Annotated in this window: 16 protein-coding genes, 1 rRNA gene, 1 riboswitch and 1 other annotated feature; of the genes, 7 read left to right on the plus strand and 10 right to left on the minus strand. The window is 38.6% G+C overall.

Going from position 1 to position 18,661, the window contains the following annotated elements; translation table 11 throughout:
- Both IEX29_RS17465 and IEX29_RS17470 read right to left on the minus strand, forming a co-directional pair.
- Window positions 1-97: ribosomal RNA gene (locus tag IEX29_RS17465) — 16S ribosomal RNA — on the minus strand; the annotation flags it as partial.
- Between the two features lie 527 nt (window positions 98-624).
- On the minus strand, window positions 625-933 hold the full coding sequence (locus IEX29_RS17470) for a rhodanese-like domain-containing protein (RefSeq protein ID WP_188735688.1): 309 nt from the start codon (window positions 931-933) through the stop codon (window positions 625-627).
- Between the two features lie 121 nt (window positions 934-1,054).
- On the opposite strand from IEX29_RS17470, the gene IEX29_RS17475 reads away from it, so the two are divergent.
- Window positions 1,055-1,813: a YybI family spore inner coat protein gene (locus IEX29_RS17475; RefSeq protein ID WP_188735690.1), complete on the plus strand. Its 759-nt coding sequence runs from the start codon at window positions 1,055-1,057 to the stop codon at window positions 1,811-1,813.
- 103 nt (window positions 1,814-1,916) lie between these two features.
- Here the strand turns inward: IEX29_RS17475 and leuS are convergent, their stop codons facing one another.
- Complete coding sequence (gene leuS / locus IEX29_RS17480) at window positions 1,917-4,331, minus strand: leucine--tRNA ligase (RefSeq protein ID WP_188735692.1); 2,415 nt, start codon at window positions 4,329-4,331, stop codon at window positions 1,917-1,919.
- Between the two features lie 108 nt (window positions 4,332-4,439).
- Window positions 4,440-4,661 (minus strand) — a binding site (T-box leader).
- A 282-nt stretch (window positions 4,662-4,943) separates the two neighbouring features.
- Here leuS and mnmM point away from each other — a divergent pair.
- Window positions 4,944-5,510, plus strand: coding sequence for a tRNA 5-(aminomethyl)-2-thiouridylate-methyltransferase MnmM (gene mnmM / locus IEX29_RS17485; RefSeq protein ID WP_188735694.1), 567 nt, complete (start codon window positions 4,944-4,946; stop codon window positions 5,508-5,510).
- 22 nt (window positions 5,511-5,532) lie between these two features.
- Here the strand turns inward: mnmM and IEX29_RS17490 are convergent, their stop codons facing one another.
- A complete protein-coding gene (locus tag IEX29_RS17490; RefSeq protein ID WP_077602172.1) occupies window positions 5,533-5,922 on the minus strand; it encodes a hypothetical protein in 390 nt (129 codons plus the stop codon).
- A 536-nt stretch (window positions 5,923-6,458) separates the two neighbouring features.
- On the opposite strand from IEX29_RS17490, the gene IEX29_RS17495 reads away from it, so the two are divergent.
- Window positions 6,459-6,986, plus strand: a complete 528-nt coding sequence (locus tag IEX29_RS17495; RefSeq protein WP_188735696.1) for a gamma carbonic anhydrase — start codon at window positions 6,459-6,461, stop codon at window positions 6,984-6,986.
- 63 nt (window positions 6,987-7,049) lie between these two features.
- Here IEX29_RS17495 and metK read toward each other — a convergent pair whose 3' ends face one another.
- Window positions 7,050-8,249, minus strand: a complete 1,200-nt coding sequence (gene metK / locus IEX29_RS17500; RefSeq protein WP_188735698.1) for a methionine adenosyltransferase — start codon at window positions 8,247-8,249, stop codon at window positions 7,050-7,052.
- 178 nt (window positions 8,250-8,427) lie between these two features.
- Window positions 8,428-8,533: riboswitch (SAM riboswitch) on the minus strand.
- Window positions 8,534-8,961: 428 nt separating this feature from the next.
- Between metK and pckA the strand changes: the two genes are divergently transcribed.
- From pckA to IEX29_RS17520, 4 genes are all read left to right on the plus strand, one after another.
- Entirely contained in the window at window positions 8,962-10,548 is a 1,587-nt protein-coding gene (gene pckA, locus IEX29_RS17505) for a phosphoenolpyruvate carboxykinase (ATP) (RefSeq protein ID WP_188735700.1), read from the plus strand.
- Window positions 10,549-10,723: 175 nt separating this feature from the next.
- Complete coding sequence (locus IEX29_RS17510; RefSeq protein WP_188735702.1) at window positions 10,724-11,716, plus strand: ABC transporter substrate-binding protein; 993 nt, start codon at window positions 10,724-10,726, stop codon at window positions 11,714-11,716.
- A 12-nt stretch (window positions 11,717-11,728) separates the two neighbouring features.
- Entirely contained in the window at window positions 11,729-12,535 is an 807-nt protein-coding gene (locus IEX29_RS17515) for an ABC transporter ATP-binding protein (protein WP_188735704.1), read from the plus strand.
- Window positions 12,522-13,313 (plus strand): ABC transporter permease, encoded by a 792-nt coding sequence (locus IEX29_RS17520; protein ID WP_188735706.1) that lies wholly within the window; start codon window positions 12,522-12,524, stop codon window positions 13,311-13,313. Before IEX29_RS17515 ends, IEX29_RS17520 begins: the two co-directional genes overlap by 14 nt.
- A 41-nt stretch (window positions 13,314-13,354) precedes the next feature.
- On the opposite strand, the gene ytkD is transcribed toward IEX29_RS17520, so the two are convergent.
- From ytkD to IEX29_RS17545, 5 genes are all read right to left on the minus strand, one after another.
- On the minus strand, window positions 13,355-13,825 hold the full coding sequence (gene ytkD, locus IEX29_RS17525) for an RNA deprotection pyrophosphohydrolase (protein WP_188735708.1): 471 nt from the start codon (window positions 13,823-13,825) through the stop codon (window positions 13,355-13,357).
- 30 nt (window positions 13,826-13,855) lie between these two features.
- Window positions 13,856-14,332: a hypothetical protein gene (locus tag IEX29_RS17530; protein ID WP_229720275.1), complete on the minus strand. Its 477-nt coding sequence runs from the start codon at window positions 14,330-14,332 to the stop codon at window positions 13,856-13,858.
- A 212-nt stretch (window positions 14,333-14,544) separates the two neighbouring features.
- Window positions 14,545-14,859 carry a hydrolase gene (locus IEX29_RS17535; RefSeq protein WP_188735712.1) on the minus strand — a complete coding sequence of 105 codons (315 nt, stop codon included), beginning with the start codon at window positions 14,857-14,859 and terminating at the stop codon, window positions 14,545-14,547.
- Window positions 14,860-15,479: 620 nt separating this feature from the next.
- Window positions 15,480-17,033 carry a mechanosensitive ion channel gene (locus IEX29_RS17540; protein ID WP_188735714.1) on the minus strand — a complete coding sequence of 518 codons (1,554 nt, stop codon included), beginning with the start codon at window positions 17,031-17,033 and terminating at the stop codon, window positions 15,480-15,482.
- 117 nt (window positions 17,034-17,150) lie between these two features.
- Window positions 17,151-18,587, minus strand: coding sequence for an o-succinylbenzoate--CoA ligase (locus IEX29_RS17545; RefSeq protein WP_188735716.1), 1,437 nt, complete (start codon window positions 18,585-18,587; stop codon window positions 17,151-17,153).
- Window positions 18,588-18,661 lie beyond the last annotated feature (74 nt).

Raw genomic sequence — 18,661 nt, forward strand, 5'->3', positions numbered from 1 at the left:
TCCCTCCGAAGAGTTCCGTTCGCTTCCCGCGCTCGACTTGCATGTATTAGGCACGCCGCCAGCGTTCGTCCTGAGCCAAGATCAAACTCTCCATAAAAGTGTTTGAAACGTTAGCTTTCAGAAGTCAACTTCTGACTTAAATATTCAAGAAAAACGAGGTGTTTTTCTTCTTTCGTACTGGTTGTTTTGTTCAGTTTTCAAAGAGCAATTTCTTTGTCGCTTTTAAAAACAGCGACCAAATCAATATATCATACATCCAATATCTCGTCAACAACTTTTCCAATAAAATCTTTTAAATAACGTCAACTGAACATTGGATTTTTATTATAGCATTATCGACAAATTAAGTCAACACATGCTTGGTAAATTTCTTTTTGTTAAAAGAAACTGCTTTTCCTGTCTTTTTTTATACTTACCCCTCAAAAAAACACATAGCATATACTCATATTTTGTAAGAACCTCTAATAAACAGGGTGTTACAGAGCTGCTGCGAATCACTTTACCGCAATAGAGAGATATCTCTTCTCATTCAGCAGTGTTCCACAGGATTTTCACTCCCCTGCGGAACACTGCTTTTACAAAACCTAATATATATTAAAACAACATTTATGGCGATCCTTATTATTATTTAATAATAACTTCTCCATGCCAGTTTAACATTCCACCGCTCATGTTCATCACTTTGAATCCCTGTTCTTGTAAAAAAGCAGCTGCATTAGAGCTTCTTCTTCCAGAACGGCAAATCATAATATATTCTTTTTCCTTATCTAAGTCAGCATAGACATCTGTTATGTCACCTAAAGGAATGTGAAGTGCATTTTCAATGATTCCTTGTGCCACTTCTTCATCTTCTCTAACATCAATAAGCTGAATATTATCATTCTCTTTTATAGATTCTACTTCCTCCGGGGAAAGTTCTTTAATATCTTCCATTTTCTCTCATCTCCTCCTATTGCATTCTTCTTTATCATATTAAATGGATAGTGAATAGGATTCAACTCGTTTGATTAAACTAAAGCAAAACTTAATCTCTTTAGAAATAGAAGGTGACATAATGGCTTATATCAGTTTATTGTTTTTAACTCTTTTCTTCGCTCCGGCAGAAGCGGCTCCAGATGACGGGATACTGATCCACACTTATGAAGAGGATGTTACAGGTGATGGAGAAGCAGAACTGTTAGAGTTAAAAGGAAAATTATTTGCTGAAGATGGTGTTTATTATCAAGATATCTGGGTTGATATTTCAAGCCCTTCTTCTGATGAAAGATGGCGGATTAATTATGGTGGAGGTTATGATCCAGAATTAAAATTTGCCGACTTAACACATAATGGCGTAACAGATATTCTTTATCAGAGCCCAACCGGCGGAAGCGGTGGACTATATACCTCTCAGCTGAATCAATGGGAAAAAGATAATTTTATTGAACTCCCACTTCCAATAGAGCAGCCGGTAAAAGGAGAATTTATGGATGATTTTAAAGTATCCATTCAGTTACTGCCAAAAGAACCCCCTATCATATTAGATGTCTCCGGGCAGAAAGAAGAGTATATTCGTTTAAAATTATACAATGATCAGGGCAAGCTTTTGGAACCGACAACACTGATGATCGATCCGGTGGCATTTTTTGAAGTCATTGAATTAGAAGATAAAGATCAGGCAGGTTTAAAAAGCTATCAGCAAATCAGCGGAGCTTATCATGCAGACCAAATTGGGACTGTTGAATCAATTTGGGTTTACGATAAAGATAAGTGGATACTGCTAAAAACCACTTTACAGACAGACCTCCCGCATATTGATGAATCTGCCAGCTAAAAATTCTATTTTTCACATATAAAAAACCGGACTAATCAAGTTCTCACAATAGAACATTGATTATAGTCCGGTTTCTTTAATATACATTTATTTAATAAAAGTATTAATTAGCTACAACATTTACAAGTTTATCTGGAACAACAATTACTTTCCGAATTGTTTTTCCTTCCAGCCACTTTTGAACGCTGTCTTCACTTAATGCCAATTTTTCAAGATCATCCTTCGCAGTACCTGCAGGAACGCTTAGTTTTGCACGAACTTTACCCATTACCTGCAGAACTACCTCAACTTCATCTTCAACAAGCTTCGATTCATCATAAGCAGGCCAACCGGCATAACTAATACTTTCTTCATTACCAAGCTTTTGCCAAATCTCTTCACACATATGAGGAGCGACCGGAGAAAGAAGCTTCACAAACCCCTCTGCATAATTCTTTGGAATCGAATCTGCTTTATAGCATTCATTAACAAATACCATCATTTGTGAAATCCCTGTATTAAAGTGGAGGTTCTCAAAGTCTTCTGTTACCTTCTTCACTGTTTCATGATAAACCTTATCCAGCTCTGTTGCGCCATCGTCAGTAATTTTATCTGTTAACGAGTTATCATCATTAATGTACAATCTCCACACCCGGTCCAGGAAACGTCGGGAGCCGTCTAAACCATTTGTTGACCAGGCAACGGAAGCATCCAATGGCCCCATGAACATTTCATACAACCTTAATGTATCTGCACCATGGGAAGAAATTATATCATCCGGGTTAACTACATTCCCTTTTGATTTACTCATCTTCTCATTACCTTCTCCAAGAATCATTCCTTGGTTAAACAATTTCTGGAAAGGTTCTTTTGTAGAGACAACACCGATATCATAAAGGAATTTATGCCAAAAACGTGCATATAGAAGGTGAAGTACAGCATGTTCAGCACCACCGATATAAATATCGATTGGAAGCCATTTTTCCAATGCTTCGGGATCAGCAAGCTGTTCTTTATTATGCGGATCAACATAACGAAGGAAGTACCAGCAGCTGCCAGCCCATTGCGGCATTGTATTTGTTTCTCTTCTACCCTTCATCCCTGTTTCAGGATCGACTACATTCACCCACTCTTCATTCGTAGCAAGCGGAGATTCACCAGTTCCCGATGGTTTAATCTCTGTCATTTCAGGAAGTTCCAGCGGAAGCTCCTCATCCGGAACAGCTGTCATACTGCCATCTTCCCAATGAATAATCGGGATAGGCTCACCCCAGTAGCGCTGTCTTGCGAAAAGCCAGTCACGCAAACGATACGTGATTTTCTTTGTACCTTTTTCATTTTTCTCCAGCCAATCAATCATCTTTGAGATAGCTTCGTCTTTACCCAGACCGTCCAGGAACTCTGAATTCACGTGAGAGCCATCTCCGGTATAAGCTTCTTTTTCTATATTTCCGCCAGCAACAACTTCTTTAATTGGAAGTTCAAACACTTTGGCAAATTCATAATCACGCTCATCATGTGCAGGCACAGCCATGATTGCTCCACTGCCATAACTCATCAATACATAATCCGCTACCCATATCGGCATTTTTTCACCGTTAACAGGATTGACAGCATAGGCACCAGTAAATACACCCGTTTTATCTTTGGCAAGGTCTGTACGCTCTAAATCAGACTTTGTTTGTACTTCATGCAAATAATTTTCCACAGCTTCTTTTTGATCAGCCGTTGTAATCTTCTTAATAAACGGATGTTCAGGAGCCATTACTGCATAAGTTGCTCCGAATAATGTATCTGGACGTGTCGTAAATACAGTAAAGGTTTCATCATGTCCTTCAATGGAAAAGGTTACCTCAGCACCTTCTGAACGGCCGATCCAGTTACGCTGCATTTCTTTCAGACTTTCCGGCCAATCCAAATCTTCTAAATCAGTAAGCAGGCGATCTGCATATGCAGTTATTTTAAGCATCCACTGTTTCATCGGTTTGCGGACTACCGGATGCCCTCCGCGTTCACTTTTACCATCAATTACTTCTTCATTTGCAAGGACAGTTCCAAGAGCCGGGCACCAGTTGACAGCCACTTCATCCATATAAGCAAGATCATTTTCATAAAGCTTTTTGAAAATCCATTGTGTCCATTTGTAATAATCAGGATCTGTTGTATTAACTTCTCTATCCCAATCGTAAGAAAAACCCAACTCTTTAATCTGTCTCTTAAAGGTTTGAATATTCGCTTCTGTAAACTCCTTAGGACTGTTTCCTGTGTCAATAGCATATTGCTCTGCCGGAAGTCCAAAAGCATCCCAGCCTATCGGATGCATGACCTCATAACCCTGCATTCTTTTCATTCTGGCTAAAATATCTGTAGCTGTATATCCTTCCGGGTGCCCAACGTGTAGCCCTTGGCCGGATGGATAAGGAAACATATCAAGTACATAAAACTTTTCTTTATTAGAAAATGTATTTGTTTTGAATGTTTTATTTTCGTCCCAATATTTTTGCCATTTTTTCTCGATTCCCAGATGCTCAAAGCTCATCGTAATCCTTCCTTTCCTTCATAACTTTGGTATCGTCCAATCACCAGCGATACTAGTCTCTAACCTGATATTCCTAAAATTAGGTATAAAAAAAGCCACTCATCCCTATGAAGGGACGAGAAGCTGTGATTATTCCCGCGGTACCACCCAAATTAGCGCATCAGCGCCCGCTTGACATCAGTAACGTTGATGAAACGACAGTAACTACTTTAATTTCATTACTGCAAACTAAAAAGGTGAGTTCATATGTTTATCAGTAGCAGTTTTCACCACCCACTGCTTCTCTGGAACTGATACAACTTATTACTGATCCTTTTTCATTGTCTTTGATTTTATGATATTGGAATTATAATGAAATAAACATATCATGTCAAGATGATAAAAATTTACCTTATCTTTAGTATACACAATTTTATACATTTGGAAACAATATATTGAAGAAATTTGGATAAACTTATTTATTTTTCCTTCCATAGCTAATTAACAAGAACCTGCTTTCCTTTGTTATAATAAAGGAAAGCTGCAAAACGGGGGTCTTTCATCCAGTTACACTGCAATAAATGATAAAGTTTTCAACAATTGAGACAGAATAGTACATAAGGAGACAGTTACATGCTATTAAATATTTTAACCTACGCACACACACTATTAAAGGAAAGTCTTAAAGAAGGAGATACAGCAATTGATGCCACTTGTGGAAATGGGCATGATACCTTGTTTTTAAGTCAGACAGTCGGATCTGCAGGCAAGGTTTATGGATTTGATATTCAAGAGCAGGCCATTCAAAAAACAAAAGAAGCGCTTAAGGAAAATGACTGTCATAATGTATTCCTAATTCAAGACAGCCATGAAAAGATACCTGACTATATTAAAGAAGATATTTTTGGCGGAGCTATTTTTAACCTTGGATATTTACCAAAAAGCGATAAATCAATTATTACAAAGCCTCATTCCACCCTGGCGGCAATAGAAGCTATATTGGAAAGGCTAAAAACAAATGGTCTGATTATCCTGGTTATATATTACGGACACTGTGGCGGAGAGGAAGAAAAGGAAGCAGTGCTTTCTTACACATCACAATTAGATCAAAAAGCGTACCAAGTACTTCAATACAGATTTATCAATCAGCAAAATCAGGCACCATTTTTAATCGCTATCGAAAAGAAGAAACGCTCCTGAATCAGGGCGTTTCTTTTGACTATTAAGCAATCCCTAAAAATAATAACCGGAAGAATAAATTTAAGAAATGTCCGGTTGTCATGATAATAAATATAATAAGTGCAATCATGAGAGCGCGGCTCCGTAATGTTTTATATTTTTTCGGATAAGGAATCCAAATATAAGCTGATACAATCATCAGCGGAACGGAATACAAGTATCCGAATACGTAGACCCACTGCTGCAATGCAGAAATATCGAACACTTCCGTATTCTGCAAACTATTTAACTCATTAATATATCCAATTGCAAAAATAATTGTTAACAGAATAATATAACTGTACGTTGTCACACGCAGCCATTTCTGTTCATCACTAATCAGTATATAAACACCAATAAAAAATAAAATTCCTATGACAATTTGAATTAACATGAAAGTACAACCCCATTTTTAACGATAAATCAGTTTTCTTCCTGCCAGGCAAAAAGTTCATTTTCAAAGAAATGCTTTTGCTGTAAAAGTTCATCTGTTTGAATAATATTTTACTCATTCATAGATTAGACCGATTTATACAATTACTTGTCCCAGTAATAACTAAAACAACTGCTAGTTTTCCACTTACTAGATTACAAATGGAATAAATCAGGATAGCATTTATCTATTTATTTATCACTATCATTATGTAACCAGCTTATTTATTCTACCATAAAAAGATTCACATCTGTAGAGGATATAAAGAAATAAATATACATTCAAACTAATTATCCATAAGAAATAAGCGGTTTAGAATATATGCCTATAACTTCAAAATTATTTTAGAATCCTATATTACCATTTCTATCATAATTAAGGGAGGAAGCCAATGAGCTGACGGGAATAATTCATAATCACCTGTTATCCAGTCTTCTTCCCAGAAAATATTTCCTCTGATATACTTTAACCATTATGAATTAGTTGGAGGAATACAGATGATTGAATCTTATAAAGGTATCTCCCCTACTATTGATCCTGCAGCATTCATTGCAAAAAATGCTGTGATTAATGGTGATGTGACAATTGAAGAAGAAGCAAGTATCTGGTTTCATACTGTTATCCGGGGAGATGTCGCGCCTACAAAAATCGGTAAAAGGACAAATGTACAGGATCTTTCTATGCTGCATCAAAGTCCGGACATGCCGTTAATTCTTGAACATGATGTAACCGTCGGCCATCAGGTGACTTTGCATTCAGCGATTATACGCCATCATGCACTGATCGGTATGGGGTCTATTATTTTAGATGGCGCAGAAATTGGAGAGCATGCGTTTGTCGGCGCCGGGAGTCTGGTGCCTCCAGGGAAAAAAATACCTCCCAGAACATTAGCAATGGGCAGGCCTGCAAAGGTAGTCCGTGAATTAACAGATAAGGACTATAAGGAAATGGAACGTATCCGCAAATCCTACGTGGAAAAAGGACAATACTATTTAAAAGAAACACCGATGGGAATGGATAAATAGCGTCACAATCCCCTTGGTTGCGTATGAAAAAACGTCAGGTATCCTCAGACACCTGACGTTTTCTTATTTAGCAGTTAAAGCTTTTAATTCTTCCACTTTATCTGTTTTTTCCCATGGGAATGTAATATCCGTGCGGCCAAAATGGCCATAAGCAGCGGTATTTTTAAAGATTGGTCTTCTTAAATCAAGCATGCGGATGATGCCTGCCGGGCGCAAATCGAATAGCTCACGCACTGCTTCCACTAATCTTTCTTCACTAACCAGCCCTGTACCGAATGTATTAATCGAAATAGATACCGGCTGTGCCACACCAATAGCATAGGCTAATTGAACTTCACAGGAATCAGCCAGGCCTGCAGCAACAATATTTTTAGCAACATAGCGTGCAGCATAAGCAGCAGAACGGTCCACTTTCGTTGCATCTTTTCCGCTAAAGGCTCCACCGCCATGCCTTGCATAGCCTCCATATGTGTCAACAATAATTTTTCTTCCAGTTAAGCCGACATCCCCTTGTGGTCCGCCTAATACAAAACGGCCAGTCGGATTAATGAAGTATTTTGTCTTATCGTCCAGTAATTCACCTGGAACAACAGCTTCCACAACATGTTTGATGATATCCGTTTCGATTTGTTCATTTGTTATATCTGGATGGTGCTGCGCCGAAACAACAATTGTATCTACACGCAGCGGCTGATCATTTTCATCATATTCTACCGTTACCTGTGTTTTTCCATCAGGACGCAGGTAATCCACAATCTTTTCCTTACGTACATCTGCTAATCTTCTTGATAAACGATGTGCCAAAGAGATTGGAAGAGGCATAAGCTCTTCTGTTTCATTGCAGGCAAACCCGAACATTAAGCCCTGATCTCCAGCTCCTATTGCTTCAATTTCCTCTTCACTTTCCTGTCCCTGCCTTGCTTCTAATGCTACGTCCACACCTCCGGCAATATCAGGAGATTGCTCATCAATAGCAGTTAACACAGCACAGGTTTCAGAATCAAAACCAAATTTTGCTCGTGTGTATCCAATACTTTCCACTGTTTCACGTACAATTGCAGGAATATCTACATATGTACTTGTAGAAATCTCCCCGGCAACTAAAACAATTCCAGTTGTAACAGTTGTTTCACACGCTACTCTGGCATTCGGATCCTTCGAAAGAATTTCATCCAGAATAGCATCAGAAATTTGGTCAGACATCTTATCCGGATGTCCTTCAGTAACCGACTCTGAAGTAAATAAACGACGATTTGCAGCCATAAGGCTAACTCCCCTTTTCCTTGTTTGTTACGGAACTCTGTTTCAATATAAATCTATCATTCCACCCAATGTGGTTTCCTTTTTTATGCAAACTTTTAAGTTATTTAAAAAGTCTCCTAAAAACAAAAAAACCTCTCCTTCAAAATACATGAGGAAAGGGAAACATATTGGCCTTTCGCTCTTATTGTTCAAGGAATGATCCTTGCATCAGGTTAGCACCTTTCACATAACGTGAGGTTGCTGGGCTTCATCGGGTCTGTCCCTCCACCATCTCTGAATAAGAGTATCCGTTCAATAATTAGATTAACGAAACAAGCCTCTCCTGTCAACCCAATTATCCTATGTAGCATAAAAAATATTTTTTCATAAATTAATTCTTATTCAATACTATCCTCGTCCAGCTACAAGCGCCAAAAACTAGGTACTAACACGTGAGCAACCTACGATAAGTCATCATCGATTCGCTAAAGCTCATCGTGATTCCTTTATCTCCAAAGTAAAGGAAGTTCGACCAAGGTCGAACCACCCCCAAAGATCGGGGGCGCAATCACTACGTTTTTAAACAGGCGCTTTCCGCTTTCGGCCCTATGTAGCATAAAAAATATTTTTTCATAGATTAGTATGGACTATTATATTTAATGTGTTATACTAATAAACATATTTTAAGGATAAATTGAATTCTATACCATTAAAAGGAGTGAATAATTGTCTTATGAAAATATTGCGGAGAAGTATTCTGGAGGAGTTCACTTCAACAAATATTTACAGCAACTATTCTGTAGGCCAGCTTATTGAGGAAATTATTAATCGTGATGAAGCAAAATTGACAGCTACCGGCGCTGTTCGTGCTACCACTGGAAAATATACGGGACGTTCTCCAGAAGATAAATTTATTGTAAAAGATGCCTTATCAGCAGATAAGGTAGACTGGGGAAATGTCAATCGCCCTATTGAAGAAGATGTCTTCAATCAGCTGCTTGACAAAGTAATTGCTTATTTAGACAGCAAAGAGGAAATTTTTCATCTCCAGGCTTATGCTGGCGCAGATGAAAAATATAAACTGCCTATTCAAGTTATTAATGAATATGCTTGGCATAATTTATTTGCGAGACAATTATTTATTCCTATCGAAAGAGAAATGGAACAATTACATGAAGCTGATTTTACAGTAATCTCTGCTCCCGGCTTCAAAGCAGACCCTGAAGCAGACGGTACAAATTCAGAAGCATTTGTTTTAATTTCTTTTGAACAGCGCATTGTACTTATTGGTGGAACAGAATATGCAGGAGAGATAAAAAAATCAATCTTTTCTGTAGTTAATTTCTTGCTGCCTGAGCAAGATGTTCTGCCCATGCACTGTTCTTCTAATGTAGGAGAAGAAGGCGATGTCGCTTTATTTTTTGGATTATCCGGAACTGGAAAAACGACACTTTCAGCAGATGTTGACAGACGATTAATCGGTGATGACGAACATGGCTGGAGTGACGATGGTGTATTCAACATTGAAGGTGGCTGTTATGCAAAATGCATCAATTTATCTGCAGAAAAAGAGCCGCAAATCTTTGATGCTATCCGCTATGGGTCTGTTTTAGAAAATGTAGTATTAGATGAAGATACACGCATCCCGGATTATGACGATACCTCTTTAACAGAAAATACGCGTGCAGCCTATCCATTAGAAAATATTGATAATAGCCTGGAGCCAAGTGTTGCCGGCCACCCAAATACCATTATTTTTTTGACAGCGGATGCATCAGGAACCTTGCCGCCGATCAGTAAACTGACAAAAGAACAGGCAATGTATCATTTCCTAAGCGGATATACCAGTAAGCTGGCTGGAACAGAACGTGGTGTAACAAAGCCTGTTGCAACATTCTCAGCATGCTTCGGATCCCCATTTTTACCGTTAAACCCGTCAGTATATGCAGAAATGCTTGGAGAAAAAATTGATAAATTTAATGCCAATGTATTTCTTATTAACACAGGCTGGACTGGCGGCGCTTACGGGGTTGGAAATAGAATGAAGCTCTCCTATACCCGGGCAATGGTCCACTCAGCTTTAATTGGTGAACTGAATAACGTGGAAACAACAACAGATGAAATTTTTGGATTAGCCATTCCAAAATCGATTCCAGGTGTTCCTGATGAAGTTCTTGTTCCTAAAAATGCTTGGGTGGATAAAGAAAGCTATGAAACAGAAGCAAAGATACTGGCTGGTAAATTCCATATGAATTTCGAGAAGTTCACGGAAGTAAATGAAGATATTCGAAAAGCTGGTCCAGTTTATAAATTAGTATAATCATCTCTCCATTATAAAAAGGGTAAACTCATTATTTTGAGTTTACCCTTTTTCACTTTTCCCCTCTCTGTCATTATTAACAGCCTATTTTTCCTAATTTATAGGCATTCACACAATCATCCCGCTAATCATATATTTATAGAAGATGTTCCAGAACAGTTTTTGAGAAAGGAAGATGACGGTGAGAAAACTTTCCTGTTTCATTTTATTAATAAGCTCTCTTCTTCTAATTAGTGCTTGTAATCAAAATAAAGTGACTAAAATAGACCTTGCAGAAGTAACTCGTTCTATTTTTTATGCCCCGCAATATGTCGCTTTAGAAAAAGGATTTTTTGAAGAAGAGGGACTGGAGGTGGATTTACAAACAACCTGGGGCGGAGACACGACGATGACAGCGCTCTTGTCCGACAGTGCAGATATTGCTCTTGTTGGTTCCGAAACCTCTATCTATGTCTATGCCCAGGATTCCAGAGACTATGCTGTGAACTTTGCCCAATTAACCCAAACAGACGGAACATTTTTAGTAGCTAAAGAAGCAGATGAAGACTTTAATTGGGAGGATTTACGGGACAGCAATTTTCTTGGTCAGCGTGTTGGCGGGATGCCGCAGATGGTTGGAGAATATGTTTTGAAGCAGCATAATATTGACCCCCATGAAGACTTAGATTTAGTTCAGAATATTGATTTCGCTAATATTCCAGGCGCTTTTGCCAGTGGTGATTATGAATACGTTCAATTATTTGAACCTACAGCAAGTATTTTTGAAGCAAATGGTCAGGGACACATTATTGCTTCCTTCGGCGAAGAATCCGGTCAGGTTCCATACACTGTCTTCATGGCAAAGGAAAGCTTCTTAGATGAAGAGGAGGAAACTGTTAAAGCATTCACCAGAGCAATTTATAAGGCTCAACAATGGGTGGAGGAGACAGACTCATTAGAAATTGCCAAAGTTGTAGAACCTTATTTTGAAGATACAGATGTAGAAATGCTCGCAAATGCAATCGAACGTTATAAACAACAAGGCTCCTACGCAACATCTCCACTGCTTGAAGAAGCCGCCTGGGAAAATCTGAAAAGCATTATGGATGAGGCCGGTGAGCTTCCTGGAGATGCTCCATATGAAGATCTTGTTAATACAGATTATGCTGAGCAAATTATTGAAGAATAAAGGAGGGTGAAGATGTCTTATCTAACGTTAGATGGAGTATCTCATTATTACTTCTCCAAAAAACAATATACGGAATCATTACACAACATCTCTTTCTCTGTGAAGAAGAATGAATTCGTTGCTTTACTCGGGCCAAGCGGCTGTGGAAAATCAACATTGCTTTCAATGATTTCTGGAATGCTCCAGCCTGCTGAGGGTGAGATTTTAATAAACGGTGAAAAAATAGAGATAAGCGATTTAGAAATTGGCTACATGCTGCAGCAGGATTATTTATTTCCTTGGAAAACCATTATTGATAACGTACTCATTGGTCCTCAAATTAGAAAAAGACAGACTAGTGATTTAAAACAAAAAGCAATCGCTCTTTTGGAAGAAGTCGGACTCAAAAATGTAACTGATAAATATCCGAGTGAACTATCTGGAGGCATGCGGCAGCGGGCAGCTTTAATAAGAACGCTTATCACAGAACCTGAAATTCTATTACTGGATGAACCTTTTTCTGCTCTGGATTTTCAGACAAAATTAAAACTGGAAGTATTGGTATCTGATTTACTTAAAGCTTATCAAAAAACAGCTGTATTGGTGACACACGATATTGGAGAAGCTATTTCCATGAGCGACCGGATTATTTTAATGTCCTCAAACCCTGGCGCTATTGCTAAAATATACGATGTACCTGTTGAATTAAGAGATGAATCTCCATTCCTGGCAAGGAAGCATCCTAAATATGGACGGCTGTTTGACAAGATTTGGGCTGACTTGGATCAGCAAAAGCATACTGTAAAGCCCGTAGAGGAGAATGCTTATGAACGGTCCTAAGTTATTTGCAGCCTACCAGCAAAAATTAAAAAAAGAAGCAAAAATTGTACTGACCTGGCAGCTGTCTATCCTGATTCTTTTTTTCGCCTTTTGGGAAGTAGCCAGCAGATTGTATTGGATTGATCCACTTTTATTCAGTTCTCCCAGTCGTGTATTCAGCTCTATATGGGGCAGACTTATACAAGGATCTTTACTTGGTCACATTCAAATTACGCTGTTTGAAACCATACTTGGCTTTTTAATCGGTACGATTGCCGGAATCGTTATAGCTTCCATGCTTTGGAGTTTTCATCGTTTTTCAAAAGTCATGGATCCTTATCTGGTAGTCTTTAACGCCATGCCAAAGGTTGCTCTCGGTCCAATACTTATTGTAGCTCTCGGTCCTGGATATTTATCGATTATTGCGATGGGATTTATTATTTCTGTTATTGTTACCACCCTTGTCGTGTTTGCAGCCTTCAATGAGGTTGATCAAAATTATTTAAAAGTATTAAGGAGTTTTGATGCATCAAAATGGCAATGCTTTAAAGAAGCTGTCTTTCCCGCTTCCTTACCAGCCATTATCTCTACATTAAAGGTAAATGTCGGCCTTTCCTGGGTGGGAGTTATTGTCGGAGAGTATTTAGTTTCCAAACAAGGGTTAGGATATTTAATTATTTACGGTTTCCAAGTATTTGATTTTACACTCGTTATGTCCAGCCTGGTCATTATTGCTATCCTTGCTGCAATTATGTACAAAACCGTAGAGAAAATTGAGCAATTACTGATAAGAAAATAATCTTCTAAAGAAAGAGCAGGCAGCATTTAGCTGTCTGCTCTTTACACATACGTTTTTTTAATCCGGAGCATGCAGGATTCTAACACTGCATCCTTCATAATAAAACTATAATTTGATTTTCTTCTTACATTCGCCGGTACCTCCCTGAGTAATACCGGACCATTGGTTTCATAATAGGTGGGCTGCGGCATCAGCTCATCTATTTCCGCAAAGTAGACGTTCTTAATCACTGTTTCGCGACGCCCGTCCACTTTATACTGACCTATATAGTGAAGCTTTTTCACAATTGCCCCTGTTTCCTCCATTACTTCCCGGACTGCAGCCTGTTCGACAGCTTCCCCGGATTCTACCTTCCCTCCAGGAAACTCTATTCCTCTTTCCTTATGATCTGTTAACAGCCATTTATCTTTATACCGGCAGATAACCCATACATGCCTTGGACTTTTTGAAAATGGATGATCTAAAAAAGATAGTTGTACCGTATTATTGTAATAATCTTTAAAAACATTCACTTCTTCCACTACTTTCCCACGGTGGTGTCATCACCTATAGCTTATATCTTGGATTTTCCAGCCGTTTTGAAGTGTCATCTCCACTACAAGAGTGTAACTTCCTACCATGTCATTTTCATTTTCCTGTACCAGTCGTACGGAATGATTAGATGTATTAATCATATCATATTCATTTTCTTCTTGAAACCATGGCATTGTTTCTGTCGGAAATACATAAACGCCATCCGCTTCTACCCGAAAATAATAATCAACAAACTGCCCGGCTAATTCTGGTGTTACATATGCTTCAAAGGCTTCAGTCAGCTCTTGTTCCGTCTCATAGTTCTTTAGCTTATAAGAATCATCTGCTTCTTGCTTCAGGGTGTCTGCTAATCCGTTTATTACACGGATAATTTCTTCTTTATCCGGTTGTGTTTCTTCCGCCTCTGCAGCAGGCATATCAGTCTGGTCCTCACCCTGTACACTAGTTTCCTTTGATGCAGTAATAGAGAAAATCATTGCTATCATTATGGTAAAACAAAGAATTAAAGCGAGCTTTCTCATAATCAGCACTCCCAATCGATTTCTATGTTTTAATATAATTTAAAAATCCGGCTCTTCTTAAAGTTAAAAGTCATTTTCTTAATTTTCTCTAATATACTGTACCTTTTTATTATACCATCTAAACATCCCTATCATAAAGCACTGTTTCACATGGTGCTTATTCTCTTCCTCAATGATTATTTCTCATCTAATATTCCCATTGTTCTAATATGATTTTTCGTCTGTTCATCTCCCAGATCATATAATGTTTGGTACACATCTGACATGGTTTCATCATATACATCATTGGCTGTATCCAGATGATATGGAATAAAAGGAATATGTGAACGTTTATAAGTATCAAAACTTGCTTCATGCATCCCTTCAAATTTTCTGCGCAGCATTAGCACCTCATCTGCAGTCGCATAAATAACAAAGTCATCATTTCCCTGATACGGGATTCGTGAAATTTCTCCTTGTCCGATACTGATAAAATATTTTTGTTTATCCATTTTAATCACCTCCCACTTATATTCTCCTCAAAAAATAAAAATAAACGAAATATATAAGTTGAAATAAATAATTTCAACTCAACCATTTGGGCCACTAAAATAATCTTTTTATCAAGCAAAAAGCGATTATTTCATCCAGCTCGATCAGGATATGATTTTTTTCATTCGCTGTAGAAGCCTAATTGAGCACAGACCAACCACGCAGCCTCCTAAGTAGTTCGCAGGCTAACCCCGTGACTCCTGGGCCTAAGATTACTCACCCTATCGAAAAGCGTTGTCACAACGCCTGCACTTGCACGTCGTGGGACTGGGACTGCGATTACTCGCCCCATTGAAAACGTTTGTGCATCGCAGGGCGAGCTGAAGATTCACTTGAAAAGCGGTCTGAAGCCGTCTCCATGGAAAGCGTAGTGGTTGGTTGCAGGAGCTATACCCAATTTTCATTTCAACAGAAAGATTATTTAACAACATGTAAGCAGGATAATGAAGAACATGTTCATAATGGAATAGGAAGGTATAGACGCTTATTCTCAGGTGCGGAAGTCGAGATTTTAATAAATCTCCTAAAGAAAAAAGCGCATATACCAAATTTGGTACACACGCTTTTTTCGTTTCTATTGTTATTGATCATCCTTACTGTCAGGATTGCCTTGATTTTGCTGCTCCTGATTAATGGAAGTACTATCAATGGTTCTGTCAAATTTCTGCAAGTATTTTGCGGCGAAATCTTTTCCTCCCAAACCGAACGCAAGACCAAAGGCTAATGCCAATGCAGCAAGCAGTAAAATAAAGGCACTGTTAACGATTGTTGATGCAATACCTAACTGTGAAACCGCCATAAAGGCTGCGAGAATTAAAATACTATACTTCGCAAAACCTGCAAGCGCAGCCGATGCCGGACCATTTAACAAATGCAGCAATAATTTCTGAACTAATGAAGCAAGCAGTAAAGCAACCCCTAAAATAAGGACTGCCGCTAATACATTCGGCAGATAAGCAGTAATTGCCGTTGCTATGCCTACTAAGAAATCCAACTGTATCAAATATAGAGCCTGCACAGTTAAGAAGAAAATAATTAAAATCTGTACAACATATCCGGCAATGTAGGATGGTGTCCATTTAGTCTGAATCCCTGCTCTGTTATTACTGATAGTAGAAACAAAACGGTTAAATCCTAATTTCGCAAGATAATCCCCTACAAATTCTCCAATCAGCTTACCTAACCAGATTCCAACCAATATTAAACCAATTGCGATTAAAATATTCGGCAGCATCTGTACGACGGTATGCAGCATGCCAATTGCCGGTTCAGTGATTCCCGCCAGCTCTAATTGCTCCAAAGCAGAGATGGAGATTGGAATCAAAATAAGAATGAAAACAATATTTCCGACAAATTTTGCAAAAGATGTCCCTTCAAATAAATTGGACAGCTTTAATTTATAAATCCACTTTTCTGTACCTGCTGCTTCTAATAAATTTGTCACAACACTGCGGACTATCTTTCCGACAAACCAGCCTACCGCAAAAATAAGTACTGCTGCGGCAAGTTTAGGAATAAAGTTTAAAATAGAAGCCAGCAAACCACTGAATGGTTCAGCTACGCCTTGAATATTTAAAGCCTGTAGTACTCCTGGAATAAATAAGAGTAAAATTAGATAGAATGCAAATTTACCGACTGTTTCCGTTGTTTTCCGGATCCCCTCTTCAGAATCTGCAATTCCCAATTTTGTAAATAAACGCTGAATACGTAATTTCCTGCTTCCCTGTACAATGAGCCATTGTACAATTGTCGCAATTACCCAGGCCAGCAGTAAAATTAAGGCTGCCTTAATCACTGCCGGTATAAAGTCTAAGAACGTTGAAATTAAATCTGATAATGGATTGGCAATCATAGACAGATTAAGGATATTTAAGAATAAGATTAAAGCAACTATCAGCAGTATGTAATAAACTACTTTTGCCATAACCTTTTCCGACTTCACCGGTTCTCCTTTTAATCGGAACCGGTTAAATAACTTGTCATCCCAGTTCGTTTTCTTTAACGCTTTTTCTACCATATTGCTTATCAGTTTAGCGATTAACCATACGATAAGAAAAACGATAAGCGCTATAACAACATTTTGGAGCCCTGTCCAAAAATTTGCTGTAAAATAATCATTCATAAAGTTTTCCACAGATTTGTTCTCCCTTCTAAACAGTATAGTTAGCGCTACCCTCCAACAAAAAGAACAAAACCTATGTTATGAAATTGTAATGAAACAGCAAAAAACATGCTCCAAACTGTCATGTACTCAGAGATATTTCTTTAATGCCTGCCGAACCAGTTTATTTGCTGCATTTCTCGGCAGCTGGTCGACAAAATGAACTTCTTTGGGCTGCTTATAACGGGCTAACTTATTTCTTAAAAATATATTTATATCTCTGATTTCAATTTCTCTGTCAGTTACAACAAATGCAATTGGTACTTCTCCCCACTCCTTATCTTCTCTTCCAGTTACACCTGCTTCACGGATTCCGTCTATCTGCAGCAATACATTCTCAATTTCTGAGGGGTAAATATTTTCACCGCCGGAAATAATCAAATCACTGCGGCGGTCCACAACATATAAAAAACCTTCCTCATCGAGGTAGCCTACATCTCCTGTCGCCAGCCAGCCGTTATCAAAAGATTTTTCATTTGCTTCCTCCCGATTGTAATAACCAGGTGTTACCATCGGGCCCTTCACAAGAATTTCTCCTGCCTCGTTCGGCTGTTTTCCGTGGATTTTTAATTGTGCCGGAAATAACGGTTTACCAGCTGAACCAACCTTACGCAATGCATCTCCAGGGCTTAATGTTACAATTTGCGAGGCAGTTTCTGTCATCCCATAGGATTGAAATACGGGAATCCTTTTTTCTTTTGTCTGCAAAAGCAAAGATTCTGGAGCCGGACCGCCGCCGAGCAGCATACAGCGGAAGGATTCTGGATAGCTCGCCTCGCCCAGATATTTCATAAGGTGCTGGAGCATCACTGTTACTACAGATGCCATAGTGACCTGCTTATTCATAATTGCATCATGAACTTCCTTAACATCGAATTTTTCCAGTAAATAAATAGGCATGCCATAAATAATTCCTTTTAGCATGGTGGACAAGCCGCTCACATGAAAAAGAGGCAGGGGAATCAACCATTTATCATCTTTGTGTATTCCGAAATTCAAGCCTGAACTTGTGGCACTCCACCAATGATTTTCATATGTATGCTGGACAGCCTTTGGAAACCCGGATGTACCTGATGTATACATCATTGTAAATACATTGGACAGCTCTATTTCTTCTAACAACTGTACTTCCTGCAAAGCTTCGATCTGATCCAGTTCTTCAAAAGTCAGCTGTTTTATTTTCGTTAAATCAGTTTCCTCAGCTTCTGTAAGCAGAATGGCAACCTCTGCATCCAGCATCTGCTGTTTTCGTTCATAAGCTGTTAACCGTTTATTTAAAAGCACCACAACTGCACCTAAATAACTGCATGCGTGAATCATCTCCATCATTTCAATACTATTTCCCGAGAGAATGGCAACATGATCTCCTTTTTTGATATTAGCGGATGCAAGCTTTCTTGCTTTTATTCTGCTATTTTCAGCAAGGCTGCTAAAGGTCACTGTTGTCCCATCCTTTAACTCTACCGCTGTTTCATTCGGAGATAAATCGGCTTGTTTATCAAGCCAATGGGGAATAACTGTACTCATTTTGCTTCCTCCATCGTTATTATTGTCTTCTGTGTATCCCTTTCCTTGCGAAAAGAAACCTTTGCGTTATCTGC

This window comes from Oceanobacillus neutriphilus, from assembly GCF_014645515.1.
Lineage (GTDB): Bacteria > Bacillota > Bacilli > Bacillales > Amphibacillaceae > Oceanobacillus > Oceanobacillus neutriphilus.

Coding starts and splice junctions, on each gene's coding strand:
- IEX29_RS17470 (WP_188735688.1), bottom strand. CDS start 933: ATGGAAGATATTAAAGAACTTTCCCCGGAGGAAGTAGAATCTATAAAA.
- IEX29_RS17475 (WP_188735690.1), top strand. CDS start 1,055: ATGGCTTATATCAGTTTATTGTTTTTAACTCTTTTCTTCGCTCCGGCA.
- leuS (WP_188735692.1), bottom strand. CDS start 4,331: ATGAGCTTTGAGCATCTGGGAATCGAGAAAAAATGGCAAAAATATTGG.
- mnmM (WP_188735694.1), top strand. CDS start 4,944: ATGCTATTAAATATTTTAACCTACGCACACACACTATTAAAGGAAAGT.
- IEX29_RS17490 (WP_077602172.1), bottom strand. CDS start 5,922: ATGTTAATTCAAATTGTCATAGGAATTTTATTTTTTATTGGTGTTTAT.
- IEX29_RS17495 (WP_188735696.1), top strand. CDS start 6,459: ATGATTGAATCTTATAAAGGTATCTCCCCTACTATTGATCCTGCAGCA.
- metK (WP_188735698.1), bottom strand. CDS start 8,249: ATGGCTGCAAATCGTCGTTTATTTACTTCAGAGTCGGTTACTGAAGGA.
- pckA (WP_188735700.1), top strand. CDS start 8,962: ATGAAAATATTGCGGAGAAGTATTCTGGAGGAGTTCACTTCAACAAAT.
- IEX29_RS17510 (WP_188735702.1), top strand. CDS start 10,724: ATGACGGTGAGAAAACTTTCCTGTTTCATTTTATTAATAAGCTCTCTT.
- IEX29_RS17515 (WP_188735704.1), top strand. CDS start 11,729: ATGTCTTATCTAACGTTAGATGGAGTATCTCATTATTACTTCTCCAAA.
- IEX29_RS17520 (WP_188735706.1), top strand. CDS start 12,522: ATGAACGGTCCTAAGTTATTTGCAGCCTACCAGCAAAAATTAAAAAAA.
- IEX29_RS17530 (WP_229720275.1), bottom strand. CDS start 14,332: ATGATAGCAATGATTTTCTCTATTACTGCATCAAAGGAAACTAGTGTA.
- IEX29_RS17535 (WP_188735712.1), bottom strand. CDS start 14,859: ATGGATAAACAAAAATATTTTATCAGTATCGGACAAGGAGAAATTTCA.
- IEX29_RS17545 (WP_188735716.1), bottom strand. CDS start 18,587: ATGAGTACAGTTATTCCCCATTGGCTTGATAAACAAGCCGATTTATCT.